The 15434-nt window shown below is 55.3% G+C and carries 12 protein-coding genes and 2 pseudogenes; all 14 read left to right on the top strand.

Features of this window, described 5'->3' with window-relative positions:
- Positions 1–5: 5 nt before the first annotated feature.
- Positions 6–1231: pseudogene (locus tag IPM84_01410) on the top strand (DegT/DnrJ/EryC1/StrS family aminotransferase).
- Positions 1228–2309 (top strand): annotated as a pseudogene (gene wecB / locus IPM84_01405) (UDP-N-acetylglucosamine 2-epimerase (non-hydrolyzing)). The pseudogenes IPM84_01410 and wecB overlap by 4 nt, the downstream one beginning before the upstream one ends.
- Positions 2306–3781 carry a dienelactone hydrolase family protein gene (locus tag IPM84_01400; protein MBK9091440.1) on the top strand — a complete coding sequence of 492 codons (1476 nt, stop codon included), beginning with the start codon at positions 2306–2308 and terminating at the stop codon, positions 3779–3781. The pseudogene wecB and the gene IPM84_01400 overlap by 4 nt, the downstream one beginning before the upstream one ends.
- A gap of 161 nt (positions 3782–3942) precedes the next feature.
- A complete protein-coding gene (locus IPM84_01395) occupies positions 3943–4731 on the top strand; it encodes a dienelactone hydrolase family protein (protein ID MBK9091439.1) in 789 nt (262 codons plus the stop codon).
- Entirely contained in the window at positions 4728–5687 is a 960-nt protein-coding gene (locus IPM84_01390; protein MBK9091438.1) for an NAD-dependent epimerase/dehydratase family protein, read from the top strand. Before IPM84_01395 ends, IPM84_01390 begins: the two co-directional genes overlap by 4 nt.
- A 213-nt stretch (positions 5688–5900) precedes the next feature.
- A complete protein-coding gene (locus tag IPM84_01385) occupies positions 5901–6818 on the top strand; it encodes a DegT/DnrJ/EryC1/StrS family aminotransferase (GenBank protein MBK9091437.1) in 918 nt (305 codons plus the stop codon).
- Positions 6815–7900 (top strand): hypothetical protein, encoded by a 1086-nt coding sequence (locus IPM84_01380; protein MBK9091436.1) that lies wholly within the window; start codon positions 6815–6817, stop codon positions 7898–7900. The genes IPM84_01385 and IPM84_01380 overlap by 4 nt, the downstream gene beginning before the upstream one ends.
- 94 nt (positions 7901–7994) lie before the next feature.
- On the top strand, positions 7995–8750 hold the full coding sequence (gene fabG / locus IPM84_01375; protein ID MBK9091435.1) for a 3-oxoacyl-ACP reductase FabG: 756 nt from the start codon (positions 7995–7997) through the stop codon (positions 8748–8750).
- Between the two features lie 21 nt (positions 8751–8771).
- Positions 8772–9623, top strand: coding sequence for a hypothetical protein (locus IPM84_01370; GenBank protein ID MBK9091434.1), 852 nt, complete (start codon positions 8772–8774; stop codon positions 9621–9623).
- Between the two features lie 31 nt (positions 9624–9654).
- Positions 9655–10635, top strand: coding sequence for a ketoacyl-ACP synthase III (locus IPM84_01365; GenBank protein ID MBK9091433.1), 981 nt, complete (start codon positions 9655–9657; stop codon positions 10633–10635).
- Between the two features lie 190 nt (positions 10636–10825).
- Positions 10826–11908: a glycosyltransferase gene (locus IPM84_01360; protein ID MBK9091432.1), complete on the top strand. Its 1083-nt coding sequence runs from the start codon at positions 10826–10828 to the stop codon at positions 11906–11908.
- Positions 11901–13370 (top strand): oligosaccharide flippase family protein, encoded by a 1470-nt coding sequence (locus IPM84_01355; protein MBK9091431.1) that lies wholly within the window; start codon positions 11901–11903, stop codon positions 13368–13370. The genes IPM84_01360 and IPM84_01355 overlap by 8 nt, the downstream gene beginning before the upstream one ends.
- A 148-nt stretch (positions 13371–13518) precedes the next feature.
- Positions 13519–13884, top strand: coding sequence for a hypothetical protein (locus tag IPM84_01350; protein ID MBK9091430.1), 366 nt, complete (start codon positions 13519–13521; stop codon positions 13882–13884).
- Positions 13802–15412 (top strand): asparagine synthase (glutamine-hydrolyzing), encoded by a 1611-nt coding sequence (gene asnB / locus IPM84_01345; protein ID MBK9091429.1) that lies wholly within the window; start codon positions 13802–13804, stop codon positions 15410–15412. The genes IPM84_01350 and asnB overlap by 83 nt, the downstream gene beginning before the upstream one ends.
- Positions 15413–15434: the final 22 nt, after the last annotated feature.

Raw genomic sequence — 15434 nt, 5'->3', positions numbered from 1 at the left:
AGAGAATGACCACTCAACAAACACTTCCCGTCCCCCTGCTCGACCTCCAAGCCCAATACGCAACGATCAAGGACGAGGTACGGGTCGCGATAGATCGGGTGCTGGAATCACAGTATTTCATCCTGGGGCCAGAGGTCGAGGCGCTGGAAAGGGAAGTGGCGGCCTATTCGCAGTGCCAGTACGGCGTCGGGGTGTCGTCGGGCACCGATGCGTTGCTGGTCAGCCTGATGGCGATCGGGATCAAGCCAGGCGACGAGGTGATCACGACGCCGTACACTTTCTTTGCCACAGCCGGATCCATCGTCCGCCTGGGTGCGAAGCCGGTGTTTGTGGATATTGACCCGCTGACCTACAATATTGACCCGGCCGGCATCGAGGCAGCGATTACGCCGCGCACGAAGGCCATCATGCCCGTACATCTCTTCGGTCAGATGGCGGACATGGACCCGATTATGGCGGTCGCCCAGCGCCACAACTTGTATGTCATCGAGGATGCCGCGCAGGCTATCGGTTCCGAGTACAAAGGCCGCAGGGCAGGTTCCATCGGTCACCTGGGCTGTTTCAGCTTCTTTCCCTCGAAGAACCTGGGTGGGTGCGGCGACGGGGGATGGTGACCACGAACGATCCCCAACTGGCCGAGAAGGTGCGTCTGCTGCGCGGCCACGGCGCCAAGCCAAAGTATTATCATAAGATAGTGGGAGGGAACTTCCGGCTGGATGCGCTGCAGGCCGCGGTGCTGCGGGTGAAGCTGCAATACCTGGACAGTTGGACCGAAGGGCGCCAGCGCAACGCTGTGATCTATCGCAAGTTGTTTACCGAAGCGGGATTGACGGACGACGGAGGACGAACGACGGATGATGGCGAGGCGTCAGGAGTCAAGGGGCAGGAGTCAGAGGGCAGGAGTCAGGAGGCAGGAGTCAGCCTGCCTTACGATGCCGGGTACGGCCGGCACATCTACAATCAGTTCGTCATCCGCAGCGCGCGGCGGGATGCGCTGATGGCGCACCTGAAGGCGCGGCAGATCGGCACGGAGATCTATTATCCCGTGTCAATGCACGTGCAGGAATGTTTCGCTGATCTGGGCTACCGGACAGGCGACTTTCCGGCCAGCGAACGGGCGGCGGCCGAAACGCTAGCGCTGCCGATCTACCCCGAATTGACTGACGTCATGCTCACCGCGGTTGTGGACGCTGTTGTTTCATTCGAATTGTCTCGGAAGGTTTCATCTTGAAGGTACTGACTGTAGTCGGCGCGCGGCCGCAGTTCATCAAGGCCGCGCCGGTGAGCAAGGCGCTGCGCGCGGCCGGACACACCGAAATCCTGGTGCATACCGGCCAACACTACGACGACAACATGTCGGCAGTGTTCTTCCGAGAGCTGGAAATACCCGAACCGGACTACAACCTGGAAGCAGGCTCCGGCTCGCACGGCCGGCAGACCGGCGAGATGTTGATCCGGCTGGAAGAGGTGATGGAGCAGGGGAAGCCGGATTGGGTGTTGGTCTACGGCGATACCAATTCGACGCTGGCCGGCGCACTGGCGGCTTGTAAGTTACGCATTCCGCTGGCGCACGTGGAGGCCGGGCTGCGCTCCCTCAACCGGGAGATGCCCGAAGAGCACAATCGGGTGTTAACGGATCATTGCGCTGATCTACTTTTCTGTCCGACGCAAACCGCTGTGGATAACCTAGCGAGGGAAGGGATCACACGGGGAGTGCATCTGGTGGGCGATCCCATGCACGATGCCGTATTGCAGTTCGCCGAGATTGCCCGCCAAGGCTCAACTATCTTACGGGATTTAGGGTTGGAACCGAAACGGTATCTGTTAGCAACCGTGCATCGCCCCCATAACACTGACAACGAAAGCAATTTGCGCAGCATCCTTGAAGCGTTTTCACAAAGTCGGGAGACCATCATTTTTCCTGTTCATCCACGGACTCGCCAGAAAATCCAAGAGTACGGCATCACGATCACACACGTTGGACGGGGTGGGGTTCGTTTAATCGAGCCAGTGGGGTACCTCGACATGCTCGCTCTTCAACAACAGGCGAGCCTGATTTTGACTGACTCTGGCGGGATTCAAAAGAAGCGTACTGGCTCGGTGTGCCATGCATCACAATGAGGGATGAGACCGAGTGGATTGAGACGGTGAAGGCCGGTTTCAACATCCTTGTCGGTGCCGATAAGGAACGCATTCTTCGTGCCATTGGTGAGTATGGTCTCCCGGTAGTTCGGCCCTCGATGCCTCCGCCGGAGCTTGCAGCAGACCAAATTGTGCAGAAGCTTGTACAATTGGTGCCCCGCCGATGACACCAGACCCATGGAACCAACAAACCAGACGACAATCACTTGGGCAGAGATATTTCGAGGCGTCCGGTTGGATCAAATTGGCTATACCTCTTGGCGGACTGGCAGCCTTATTCCTGCTCATTGAGATCACAGTCGGTGATTTCGGTCTTATTCGGCGTAACGCGATCTTAGCCAAACCAATCCCGACAGCCTGGGTGGCGCCCCCAACCTTTACACCAATTCCAACGCGCACGCCGCTCCCCACGCAGCCACCAGTCCAGGTCGTCACGCCGACGCCTCTGCCTATCCCTGAATGGCAGCCCTCCAGGACAGACCTCTCGGCGTTGGATTACCAGGTGAGGAATTATCTTGCCCAGATCGAGTGTCCACAGCCAAAGTGGAACCCGGACTTCACCTCACCGCTCAACTACCAGCATTCCGTGCAGGCGCTACGTGAGCAGTTGGTTGCCCGTACCGGGGCGATGCCCCAGGCGCCCAATGGCAAGATAGTCAATCGTCGGATGCTCTTTATGAGTGACCGTTATTCCATCGAATGGGTGCAGTTTGCTGGCCGTCTGCCAGGGGTATCCGTGACCGGTTTCCTTGCTACACCGCAGGGTACCAGCGATCCCACGCCCGCCATCATTCTGTTACACGGCGCCGGTGTGCCACCACACACACTTTTTGGCTGGCGGTTGCCAGGGGATGAGTCGTTTGTGGGATATCCAGAGGCATCTCCGATGAGCACCGCGGGAATTGCGTTTGCGGAGTCGGGTTACACAGTGTTTGCCCCCTCGATCAGCGATGACATCGCTGCGGCAAGTACCTGGCCTTTCTTCCCCTGGCACGAGATTGCACGCTGGGGCGCGCTGCTGAACGCAAAAGGTAAAGGGGATGCCTTCGGCCTGCTGGTACCCCAGGTGATGGCCGCGGTGGATTTTCTCCAGGCTCAGCCCCAGGTAGCGCATGACAAAATCGCGTTGATGGGTTGGGCGGAAGGGGCGACCCTCGCGGGAGTTACATCCGCGCTGGATGACCGCATTGCAGCCACGATCTGGTTGGATCCGCTCCTGGATCAAAAGGCTCTGTATGCAAACCCTGACCAAGTGAGCTATGGGTCTGCGGTCAGCTTACTTGGTTGCTCTTTTGGCCAGGCCGAGCTTGCTGCATTGATCGCGCCACGGCCACTGTTGTCCTCCTACTCGCCCGCTGATCCGCGTTTTGCTCGTCAGTCAGTATTTGTATCGCAGTCAGTTCATGACCGAATTGCGCAGGTGCATCAAAGCCTGGGCGCTACTCTTTGGTTCAACGAAAGAAAAGCGACACGCAAACAGCAGCGGCGGTCCAGGTTCCAATCCAGTGGTTGGGGCAGGTCTTCCAGTATGCAGGCAGGCCACTGCCGACCCAGGTGGCCGCGCCGCCGCCGCCAGCCAATTGGCCCTATCCACAGCAAGCTTACGACGCGCAGCGAGCAGAGATCGCCACATATCTAGCACAGCTTGGCCCTTGCCCGACAGTGGTTCCCACCTACAATATCAGTTCTGTAGACGCATTTCTCCAGTCTGTCGAGCCTTTGCGACAACAGGTCGTCGCATCATTAGCCGGCGAACTGTTACCACAGCAACCGATCTCTGTCATCGAGCGAAGGACGGTCTTGCGCAACACGGATTACACGTTGGAATGGGTGCGCTTCAAGGGACGTTTTCCGGATATGGAGTTGGGCGGCTATTTGGCTACACCTATCAATGGGCCAGAAAAAATGCCCGCCGTGTTGAGCTTCGATGGGAACTACGGCCTCAATCGGCCGTTTGGTCTCGAAGCGGAGTTACAGCCCTACCTAAACGCGTATGCCGATCAGTTAGCACGGGCCGGTTATATAATATTCGTACCCTATGTGAATAGTGGGTTGGTTGACCCCTGGGCTGCTGTCATCGAGGCAAAGTCTGCTGGTCGGCGTACGATTTGGAATTACTTGGCGCCGCTGTATATGAGCGGTGTAGATTACCTGCTGGGATTACCAAATGTGGACCCAGCCAGGGTTACTGCCTATGGTATCTCCTATGGAGGCGTTGCCGCTCTTGTCACGACTGTTGTTGACAAGCGGGTATCGGCCTTAGTTTACTCCAATCCTTTAGAGGAATTGACGCTTTTTTCAGCGGATCCAATTGCGGCTCGTTCGCCTGTCTGGCAAACCAGCTTGTGTCGCTACTTTGATCAAATGCGCTCATTGTTGGTGGCGCCTCGTTGGTTTATTTGGGAGAATGGCGAGTTGGATGCTAATCAATCATCGGAGTATGTCACGCAAATTCCGGATCGGGTGTCATCAATCTATCGCGCTATTGGTCTGAGTACGCGTTTCCGCTTGGCACGTCATTCGGGTGGCCGCGAGCCGTCCTGGGTAACGGTGCCGATTCTATCTTCCTTCATGCAGGTGCCTCAATGAATATCTCTGGAAAGACGATCTTTATCACCGGGGGCGCCGGGTTCATCGGCTCCACCCTGATCGGCCGCTTAGTTGAAAACAACCAGATTGTGGCATATGACAATCTGACCCGCAACTCGCTGGCGGCTAAACCATACCATGACCACCCCAATCTGACGCTGATTCGGGGTGACGTGCTTGACTTCGAGAGGTTGTGTCAAGCAATGACCGGCGCAGACATTGTCGTTCACTGCGCCGCGATTGCGGGCATTGACACCGTGATTATAAGCCCTGTGACGACGATGCGGGTCAACATGGTTGGCTCGGCCAACGTCCTGGAAGCGGCCATGCGGCTGCCGCATTGCGAGCGAGTCGTGTGCTTCTCGACCAGCGAGGTTTTCGGGCAGCAGGCTTTCCGCTCATCTGAGACGGACAACGCGGTGATGGGCAAAGTAGGCGAGGCCCGGTGGACCTATGCAGTGAGCAAACTAGCCGAAGAACACCTAGCTATCGCCTACTTCCACGAGAAGCAGTTGCCAACTGTTGTGGTGCGTCCCTTCAACGTCTATGGACCAGGACAGGTAGGGGAAGGCGCTTTGCGTATCTTCATCCAGCGCGCCCTGAAGGATGAGCCGATCGAAATCCATGGGGATGGCACGCAGATTCGGGCCTGGTGTTATGTGGATGATATGGCGGATAGCGTGTTGCTGGCCATGGAGCATCCCAAAGCGGTTGGTGAATCGTTCAATATCGGCAATCAAAAGGCCGTAGTAACCATTTATGGTCTAGCAAACGCGGTGGTCCGAGTGTTGGGGTCGCGCTCGCCAATAGTCTTTACCCGCAAAGATTACGCTGATGTGGAATTACGCATCCCATCGGTGAGCAAGGCTCGCGATGTGCTGGGATTCGAGGCGAAAGTGGATCTGGACGATGGCATTCGCCGCACGGCCGAGTACTACAGGAGTCTGGGACTATGATCCGGCTGACCATTCCTTCCATTGAGGAAGATGACTTGCTGGCAGTGCGCGAGGCAGTTGCTTCGGGCTTCCTGGTTCAGGGGGCGCGCGTCGCGACGTTTGAGGGAGTCGTGGCTCGCTATGTCGGCGCCGAACACGCGGTAGCCGTCAGTAACTGTACGGCTGCATTGCACCTCGCGCTCTTGGCCTTTGGATGTCCGTGCGGGGGATCTGGTGCTTGTCACCACCTATTCCTGGCCAGCCACCGCGAACGTGATCGAGTTGTGCGGAGCACAGCCGGTCTTCATCGACATCCAGCCGGACACATTCAATATGGATCCGGCTCGCCTGGATGATGCGTTGCGCCGAATGATGGCAACGCCTGAGACCGCGCGCCGGGTGAAGGCGATCCTGCCCGTTCACACCTTCGGCCAACTGGCCGACATGCCCACGATCATAGCGCTTGCGGAGCGCTATGGGCTGCCGGTGATTGAGGATGCAGCCTGTGCGTTGGGTGCCACCCTGCACGGCAAGCAGGCAGGCCTGTGGGGCGTCATGGGCTGCTTCAGTTTCCATCCTCGTAAGGCGGTCACCACCGGCGAGGGCGGAGCGATTACCACCAATGACCCTGTGGTGGCCCGCAAGCTGCGTGCGTTGCGAAATCACGGTCAAGCCCCCGATGCACCAGCGGCCGACTTCATCATGCCTGGTTTCAACTATCGAATCACCGAATTTCAGGCTGCCCTGGGGGTGACCCAGATGGCAAAGCTGGATCGGATCATCGCAGCCCGACGACGCCTGGCTGTTCGGTACGATGCGCTGTTAGCCAACACGTCCTTGCAGCCGCCGATCGTGAGTCCCGACAGCCAACCTGTTTACCAGTCTTACGTAGCATTGTTGCCTGAATACGCGGCGGCGGGACGAGGCGACCTGATCCAGGATCTGAAGCGTCAAGGTATCGAGGCCAATATCGGCACCTGGCATATGCCGCTCACAACTTACTTCCGCAGCCGCTATGGCTATCGAGTGGGTGATTTCCCCGCGACGGATCAGGTCTTCGCGAGATCCCTGACGTTGCCGTTGCACGAACGGTTATCAGAGCAAGAGCAGCGGGAGGTGGTTCACGCCCTCTCGCAGGCCATGAAGGCATGAGCATAGCGATTCAACCCCACGCGGAAGCTGCTGATGAAGCAGTCGAGCTACTGCGGAAGGCGGGGCTTGCCAATCCAGTCCGTTTGGTTAAGTTGATTCGTGACACGATTTCTTTCTTCGAGTTGAACTTGACAGATATAACGGTGCTGACTGAAGCCGCCAGCGGACCGTATGTTGTGACACCAGTCATCGCTGCCTTAGCTGGGGCGCAGCGCGTCATCGCTGTGACACGTGACTCACCCTTTGCCACCGTTAATGAAGTGATAGCTCAAACGCGGGCGTTCGAGATCTTGTGTGGTGTCAGCAACGCGGTGGAAATCCACGCGCGGCGGACGCCAGATTTGTTTGCCGAGGCCGATATCGTCACTAACTTGGGGTTTGTGCGCCCTATCGATGCTGAGGCTGTCGCAGCGATGCGACAGACGGCGGTTGTGTCGCTAATGTGCGAAGCTTGGGAATTTCGCCCCGGTGATGTTGATCTTGAGGCCTGTCGGGCTCGTGGCATTCCAATAGTGGCGACCAACGAAGACTTTCCTGGGTTGGAGGTTTTTGACTATAGCGGGTGGTTATGTTTAAAAATGTTGTTCGAGGTCCAAATCGAGATTCATAAAAGCAAAATCATAGTGATAAGTACGGACAAATTTGGCCGAGTTATTGAGCGACAGCTGACGAAAGCAGGAGCAACTGCTACCATGACAGCTAGCTTAAAAGACACGATGGACATTGATTTAGCTGCCGTTGATGCTCTTGTTATAGCCGACTACACTCGATCAGATTGGATCATTGGCCCGGATGGAGACATGACGGCTGACATGATTGCAAAAATCAATCCGTCCGCTGTGATTATACAATTTGCAGGTTGTATCGACGTGCCTGGACTACAACGCAATGGGATACTTGTGTATCCAGCATCTCAATTGACACCACACCGGATGGCTCATACCTTGGCTTGGTTAGGCCCGCGTCCGGTGGTGGAGTTGCATACAGCCGGCCTGAAAGCGGCGACTAGTTTGAAACGCATGTCAAAACAAGAGATCGCTTCTGATAGCAAATATGATGATCTCACTCAGTTGGTTAGTTAATTGGTGCAGTCCATCAAGACACGTGTAACGAGTCTTATCGGCGCATTATAATCACTCCCAACGTCTCAGCACAAAACTTAAGAGAGGCAAGCACATGGAGTTCCAAGAGCTGCGTGGAAAAGTTGCATTGATTACCGGAGCGTCAAGTGGATTAGGACGCCACATTGCCCATGAGCTGGCACACAATGGCGCAGACGTGGTTCTTCATTACTATTCCCGTCTTGAGGACACTGTTGAGCTTTCTTCACAGCTGTCAGCGCAGTGGAATGTCAACACGACGGTTCTACAAGCTGACGTTTCAGATGAAAAAGCGGTACAGGCAATGGTCGCATCAGCGCAGGAGCGATTTGGTCGAATTGATATACTGATAGGCGCGGCCGGCATCTCCATTGACGCCATTACTTGGAAGATGTCGCTTGACGCCTGGCAGAAAGTTATTGCAGTCAATTTGACCGGTGCATTTCTATGTTGCAAGCATGTTGTGCCTTTGATGCGTAGCCAGGGCTGGGGCCGGATCGTTTTGTTGTCTTCGGTAGTTGCGCAGCTGGGTGTGCCTGGAACAGTTGCATATGCTGCTTCTAAAGCAGGTCTTTTTGGTCTTACTCGGACTTTGTCTAAAGAAGTGGTCAAATCAGGGATAACCGTAAATTGCCTGGCACTTGGCTACTTTGCTGAAGGCATGATGCTGCAGCTACCAGCAGAGGTTCAAGAGCAAATTACTATGAATATTCCAATGAAGCGATTGGGCCGGGGCCAAGAGGTTGCTGCTACCGTCGAGTTTCTTTGCGGCTCAGGCGCAGATTATCTAACGGGGCAAATCATTTCTATCAATGGCGGCCTATTTTTGTAGGCAACTCAAAGCGAGGCGCAAATGACCACGTTAAATCCGTTGCAAGCCAATCACGAAGTTCGTCTTGGGCAAGATGTTATGCTCGGGCATGACTTGAAAGTAGATGATTTTGTGCGAATAGGTGATAGGAGTTCAGTTGGAAACCAGGTTTCTATTGGTTTTAATGTGCGGATTGGACGAGATGTTGTGATTGAAGATAGTGTAGTTATTGGTGACAATGTAACAGTATGGGATGAGACCAGAATAGGAAGTGGAACGCAAATCGAGAACAATGTTGAAATAGGTTATGCTCGCATGACGCGGCGCAAACAGTATTATCAAGATTATCCTACTGTGATAGGCAATGATTGTCTAATTCGCACTGGCGCGATTGTTTATCGTTCATGCGCCCTGGGTAACCAGATTTGGATCGGCAATTATACGATATTGCGTGAGAATACCGTTATTGGCGATGGCACAACCATTGGAAGCCATGTTATGTGCGAAGGTTATACTGATATTGGTAAACAAGCTAGGATCTACTCTCTATGTGAGTTGGGCGGCAACATGGTCATTGAAGATCTGGTGTTCATTGGACCAGGTGTCGTTACCGCAAACAACCCAAAGCCTTTGCATAATTCAGTTGTGCCCACTGATCATCGCTGGAAGGACGATAGCCATCGCGTGGCTGATTCAGGCCCTGTAATTCGATTTGGTGCAAAAATTGGTATTGGTGCTCGTTTGCTTCCTGAGATCGAAATTGGACGAGAAACTTTGGTAGCAGCAGGTGCTGTTGTAACAAAGAGTTTACCACCATTCGTGATTGCTATCGGTGTGCCTGCAAAGATAGTTGGCGAGATCCCGCTAGAAGATAGATACACTCTTAATCCATAATTGCCATTTGCGTAAACGGAGGCGCTTGACCATGCGTTCATCGAGAATTCTCAGCACTGGCATGTATGTGCCGACAACAATCGTTACGAATGCCGATCTGGCAACCAGAGTTGCTACGAGTGACGAATGGATTTATTCTAAACTTGGCATTCGCGAACGTCGCATTGCCCTCTCTAGTGAATGCACGTCAGACTTGGGCGCTGCTGCGGCTCGTCAAGCTATCGATCGGTGGGGTGGGAACGCCGAGTCCATTGGGCTAATTATCGTTGCCACGGCAACGCCCGATCGCATTGCGCCGTCAACCGCGTGTATTGTGCAGAGAAAACTAGGCTTCTTCTCTTCGTTTGCATTTGATATTGCTGCGGTTTGCTCTGGTTTTTTGTTTGGCATGGCGACAGCTGCGCAGTTCGTATCAACAGGCGTTGTTGATTATGCATTGGTTATAGGGGCAGATACTTTTTCACGGATTACAGACTGGACTAGACGAGATTGTGTGTTTTTTGGGGATGGAGCTGGGGCGGTAATTCTGGGCCCTGGCCGCCCCGATGAAGGTTTTTTGTCATATTCATTGCACTCTGATGGTCGTGGACAAGATGCGTTCACGGTTAGAGGCGGAGGCTCCGAGCGACCAGCTTCGCTAGAGACTATTCAAATGGGGCAGCACTATTTCGAGATGAATGGAGCAGAAGTCTATAGAAACGGGATTGAAAAGGTACCGGCAACGATACTTGAATCGCTATCAAAGGTCGGGCTGACGTGCAATGATATTGATTGGATTATTCCCCACCAACCCAGTATTCGAATCCTGCAGGACAGCGCACAACTCCTTGGCGTTCCATTCTCAAAGTTTTGCACGAGTATGGAGCGTTACGCAAACACATCGGGGGGAACCATACCGATCGTTTTGAACGAATCTTTTGAAGAAGGCAAATTTAAGCCTGGCGATATTTTGGCTTTTGCGGCTATCGGTAGCGGTTGGACGTGGGGTAGTATCATATATCGATGGGTATAGTTGTACTATTTCGAGCACTTGCTACATACGCGCAAGTTGTGATAGCATGTCTGTGGTCGATTTAGTATCTTTAGTGACTAAAGACGTGCCAGACGGTACGACTGTCCTCGGTTCTCCAGCCCGTGAACTGGCAGAGCAGAAGCATCTGCTGGCGCATTGGGCGATGTGATTGCACAAGAGGCCAAGTGACTTGAGCCCAATGCGTGTTCTTCATCTGCCTGTGAATATCGCTTCTCAAATCAGTATCACGGTGCGGGCCTTGCGTGATGTTGGTGTAGATGCCCGTGGCTTGGTGCTCGGCAGTACAATAGTGCAGAGTCCCACGGGGATCCAAGTCTTTTCGCTTGGCTCCCGCAAGAAGCCTTTGCAATGGATAACTCGCCGGACTGCCTGGGATTATTCGGTTCTCTACGAGATATGGCGCAGCGATGTCATTCATTGGCATTTTGCCCTGCCTGCTTTGCCGAGAGCCTTGGATTTGAAATGGGCGCGTTGGCTAGGCAAGCCTGGCATAGTCGAGTTTTGGGGTTCGGACATTCGCGTTCCAGAAGAGGATGAACGCGATAATCCTTACTATGCCCGGCGCGGCCCGGATTATGAATACCGTTCAGTTGAAAGTCGCGCGCTTTCCTATACTCGTCAGGAGTGCTTCGCCAAACATGGGGTGCGTGCGTGTCTTGCGATAAAGCCGTTCAGCCGGTATCTTAAACCTGGCCTCTTTGCCAAGGTTTATTGGAGCCGCGGGCGAGTCATCATGTCAGAATTTCAGCCTCGTTATCCGGCACCGGATAACCCGCATCCCATCCTGGCTCATAGTCCAACGGCCAAGGTAGCGAAAGGTACTGCGGCCGTCCTTGCTGCAGTGGAAACACTCAAGTCACAGTATGATTTTGAGTTTCGTTTGATCCACAATGTGCCCCGTGCGCAAGCGTTGGAGATGGTACAGACATGTGACATATTCTTGGATCAGTTTGTGGATGGAAACGGCTATGGGATAGCAGCGACGGAGGCTATGGCGCTAGGTAAGCCAGTAGTATGTTATATCAAGCCGTCAGCGGTACCGCTTTGGCCAATGGATATACCCGTTATCAACGCAAACCAAGATAACTTGGCACAGATGTTGGAACCATTGTTGCAGAGCGCACAGCTCCGTTATGAGATTGGTAAGCGCAGCCGTGTCTATGCCGAAGAGCATCATGACGCGCACAAATACGCACAGTGGCTGGTTACCGTCTATCAAGAACTGATCGAGCAAAAACGCCGCCATGTTTAAATATCTCCGCCAGCTCGCCGGTGAAAGTTTGGTTTACGGTTTATCCGGCATCATCTCCCGTTTCCTGAGCATCCTTCTGGTGCCGCTTTACACGCGCATCTTCTCGCCGGAGGACTACGGGGTGATGAGCCTGGTGAGCACCACGATGGCGGTCGTGGCGATCTTTGTCGTCCTGGCGTTGGACAACTCGGCGCACCGCTGGTACTGGGACGCCGAGGATACCGCCGACCGCAAGTCCACCCTGGCTTCGTGGGCCTGGTGTCAAATCGGCATTTCCGTGCTGTTTGCAGCAGCGATTTTTGCCGTCTCAGATCGCCTGGGCTTGATAATCGTAGGCCGCAGCGAGGCCAGCGTCTACTTTCGCTTGACCGCCCTGGCACTCCCGTTGTCTGTTCTGAACGGCGTGGTGACCAACTGGCTGCGCATGCAGCGCCGGCCGTGGGCCACAATGACTTTTGCCCTGGGGCAAAGCCTGCTGACCATCCTGCTCACCGCTGTCTTCGTGGTGATGTTGCGCTGGGGACTGGAGGGCGTGTATCGAGCGCAACTCATCACTGCGTTTATCATCACAATTGTGTCGGGTCTGATTTTGCGTGATTGGATAAGCCCGGCTTACTTCCGCTGGACGCGTTTGCGCGCCATGCTGCGTTACGCACTTCCTCTCATCCCGGCAGCATTGGCGTATTGGGTTGTCAGCTTCGCCGATCGCTATTTCGTGCAGTACTACACCAACACTGCTGAGGTAGGACTATACCAGGTAGGGATGTCGGTGGCGGCCCTGGTCGCGCTGGCCACTGGGGCTTTTCAACAAGCCTGGGCACCCTTTGCGCTGTCCATCCATAAGCGTCTCGATGCGCGCACGGTTTATGCCAGCACCTTTCTGGCTTACACGTGGCTGATGTCGGCTATTAGCGTGGGATTGGCGTTGCTGTCGCCCGAGGCGATTCGCCTGATTGCCACTGAACGATACGTCGGGGCCAGCCCGGTCGTGGGTATCCTGGCATTCAGCTACGTGGTCATTGGCCTGGGATACATCGCCGGAGTCGGCCTCGCCATTGTCAAGGTTACGACGCCTACCGGGATAGCAGTGGTTGTCGCAGCGATGGCAAACGTGCTTCTCAACATTTTGCTCGTGCCACGCATGGGTAAGGTTGGCTCGGCTGTTGCGACGCTGCTATCTCAGGCCATCGTACCGCTTTATCTGTTCTATCGCTCGCAAAAGTTGTACCCGATTCCCTATCGTTTCGGTCCGGCCGTGGGCGTCTTTGGGTTGTCCTTTATACTGATCGTTCTTGGAAGCCAATTGCAGTTTAGGACCTTATGGGAGGGTATTTTCGTGAAGCTGGTCTTAGTTGCCTTGTTTGTCCCCGCTGCCTTCGTACTGCGCATTGTCACGCCAATGCAGGTCCGGAGCATGTTGCGCATGAGCCGGGCCAGCGGGCACAAGTCCGTGACGACATGATCCTATTGATTGTCCAGAGGAGCGAATAATCCCGTGTGCGGCATTTTCGGCGTCTGGTATCTCGATGGAAAGCCGGTGGATCTGGCCGCGGTGCAACGCCACGACCAGTATCCGCCACCGCGGCCCGGACGATGAAGGTTACTTGCTGGTGAACACGCAGACCGGACGGGCCGTGTCATGCGGCGGCAAAGACACCGATCAACGCCTTGGCCTGCCACGAATTGAGGAGTTTGCCGGCGAGGTATTCGACTTAGTTCTTGGCCACCGTCGGCTTTCCATCTTGGATCTTTCGCCTGCTGGTCATCAGCCGATGGTGAGCGCGGCCGGCAAACTGTGGCTGGCCTATAATGGTGAAGTCTACAATTATGTTGAGCCGCGCGAGGAACTGAAGGGGCTGGGCCACGTTTCATACCCAAAGCGATACCGAGGTGATGCTCGCCGCATACCGACAGTGGGGCCAGAAGTGCGTGTCGCGTTTCAACGGCATGTGGGCGTTTGCGCTTTGGGACAATGAGCAGCGCCAACTGTTTTGCAGCAGGGATCATTTCGGGATCAAGCCGTTCTATTACCATCGGACTACGACCCGATTTGTGTTCGCCTCTGAGATCAAGGCCATTCAGACATATACTCCGAGGGAGATGCAGCCAAACTGGTCCGTCCTAAGCGATTTCCTGGTCTATGGTCTGGTGGATCATTCACGTCACACTTTTTTCAGGGATGTAGACGAACTGCCGCCAGCCCATTCCATGATTATGACCGCCGATTCAACCCAGGCCCATCAGTACTGGCATCTTGATCCGGTGCCGACCAGCGGCCGGGGAGCCACTGCGGATGAGGTGGCGACTCTCGGCGCGCTGCTAGCCGATTCAGTCCGCATCCGCCTTCGGAGCGATGTACCGGTCGGCACGTGCCTCAGCGGCGGCATGGACTCGACGACGATCGCAGTCCTGATGGACGAGATTCGGCAAGATGCCGCTGGAACGGCATTAACCCCACAGCGCAGCTATACTGCGTGCTACGATGATGCGCGTTACGACGAGCGGCGCTATGTCAAGACACTGGTTGGCACTCGTGCCGTCAAGCCAACCTACACTTATCCCGATGGCGCCGGATTGTTGGCTGATCTGGAGTCTCTGGTCTGGCATCAGGAGATGCCGTTTCAGTCTACCAGCATGTACGCCCAGTACTGCGTCATGCGAGCTGCTCGCCAGGATGGCACGACGGTTCTGCTGGATGGGCAAGGCGCCGACGAAATTCTTGCAGGCTATCCGAGCTACCTGGGGGCATACTCCGCCAGCTTGTTGCGGGCTGGACAATGGGCGCGTTGGGCCAAGGAAGTTAGAGCATACCCGGTGCAGCCACCGGCCACGCTGCCGGCCACTTTTCGTGCTGCGCTGACATATCTGCTGCCCCAGCGAATTGCTCAAGCCTGGTTGCGCCGCGCTCGCCCCCTCCCTGCATTTGTCGCTCCTGATTTGAGCCGATTGGCATCAGCGTACCGCGCAGGCGAGGATGCCTCGCTCGATGATCCGCTGGCGACAACGCTGTACCGCGCGGTCATGCGGCAGGGCCTTCAGTGTTTGCTTCGCTATGAAGACCGCAACTCGATGGCCTTTTCCATCGAGGCACGGTTGCCGTTCCTCGACCAGCGCGTCGTCGAGTTTGCTCTGAGGCTGCCGGCTGGAGCAAAGATCGAGGGCGGCTGGACGAAAGCCATTCTTCGTAAGGCGATGGCTGGTCGTCTGCCCGACGAGATCCGACTGCGACGGGAGAAGATGGGTTTTCCGACCCCCGAAGCAGCGTGGCTCCAACAAGGCAGCCGGCAGTGGCGTCGGGAAATCATGACGCAAGAGCGCATCCGCCAACAGGGCGTGCTGAACTGGCCAGAGGTTGATCGGTGGCTGGCAGCCCTTGAGGAAAATGTTCCAGGCGGAGGAGAGAGCGAGCTATGGCGTTGCATCAGTGTTACCTTGTGGCTCGACCGATTTTTTGCGTCCAACGGCATTCGCGGAAACATGGGGTCTAATGACTCAGGTACATGACGGCATGAAGTATTTGTCCAAC

Origin of the sequence: Candidatus Amarolinea dominans (assembly GCA_016719785.1) — a bacterium.
In the GTDB taxonomy this organism is placed as follows: domain Bacteria; phylum Chloroflexota; class Anaerolineae; order SSC4; family Amarolineaceae; genus Amarolinea; species Amarolinea dominans.
The sequence above is the reverse complement of the archived record's forward strand: the minus strand, read 5'-3'. Positions and strand labels throughout refer to the sequence as shown.

Excerpts from the sequence above, each read along its gene's own strand:
- IPM84_01400 (MBK9091440.1), top strand. The coding sequence starts at position 2,306 with ATGACACCAGACCCATGGAACCAACAAACCAGACGACAATCACTTGGG.
- IPM84_01390 (MBK9091438.1), top strand. The coding sequence starts at position 4,728 with ATGAATATCTCTGGAAAGACGATCTTTATCACCGGGGGCGCCGGGTTC.
- IPM84_01380 (MBK9091436.1), top strand. The coding sequence starts at position 6,815 with ATGAGCATAGCGATTCAACCCCACGCGGAAGCTGCTGATGAAGCAGTC.
- fabG (MBK9091435.1), top strand. The coding sequence starts at position 7,995 with ATGGAGTTCCAAGAGCTGCGTGGAAAAGTTGCATTGATTACCGGAGCG.
- IPM84_01370 (MBK9091434.1), top strand. The coding sequence starts at position 8,772 with ATGACCACGTTAAATCCGTTGCAAGCCAATCACGAAGTTCGTCTTGGG.
- IPM84_01365 (MBK9091433.1), top strand. The coding sequence starts at position 9,655 with ATGCGTTCATCGAGAATTCTCAGCACTGGCATGTATGTGCCGACAACA.
- IPM84_01355 (MBK9091431.1), top strand. The coding sequence starts at position 11,901 with ATGTTTAAATATCTCCGCCAGCTCGCCGGTGAAAGTTTGGTTTACGGT.
- asnB (MBK9091429.1), top strand. The coding sequence starts at position 13,802 with ATGCTCGCCGCATACCGACAGTGGGGCCAGAAGTGCGTGTCGCGTTTC.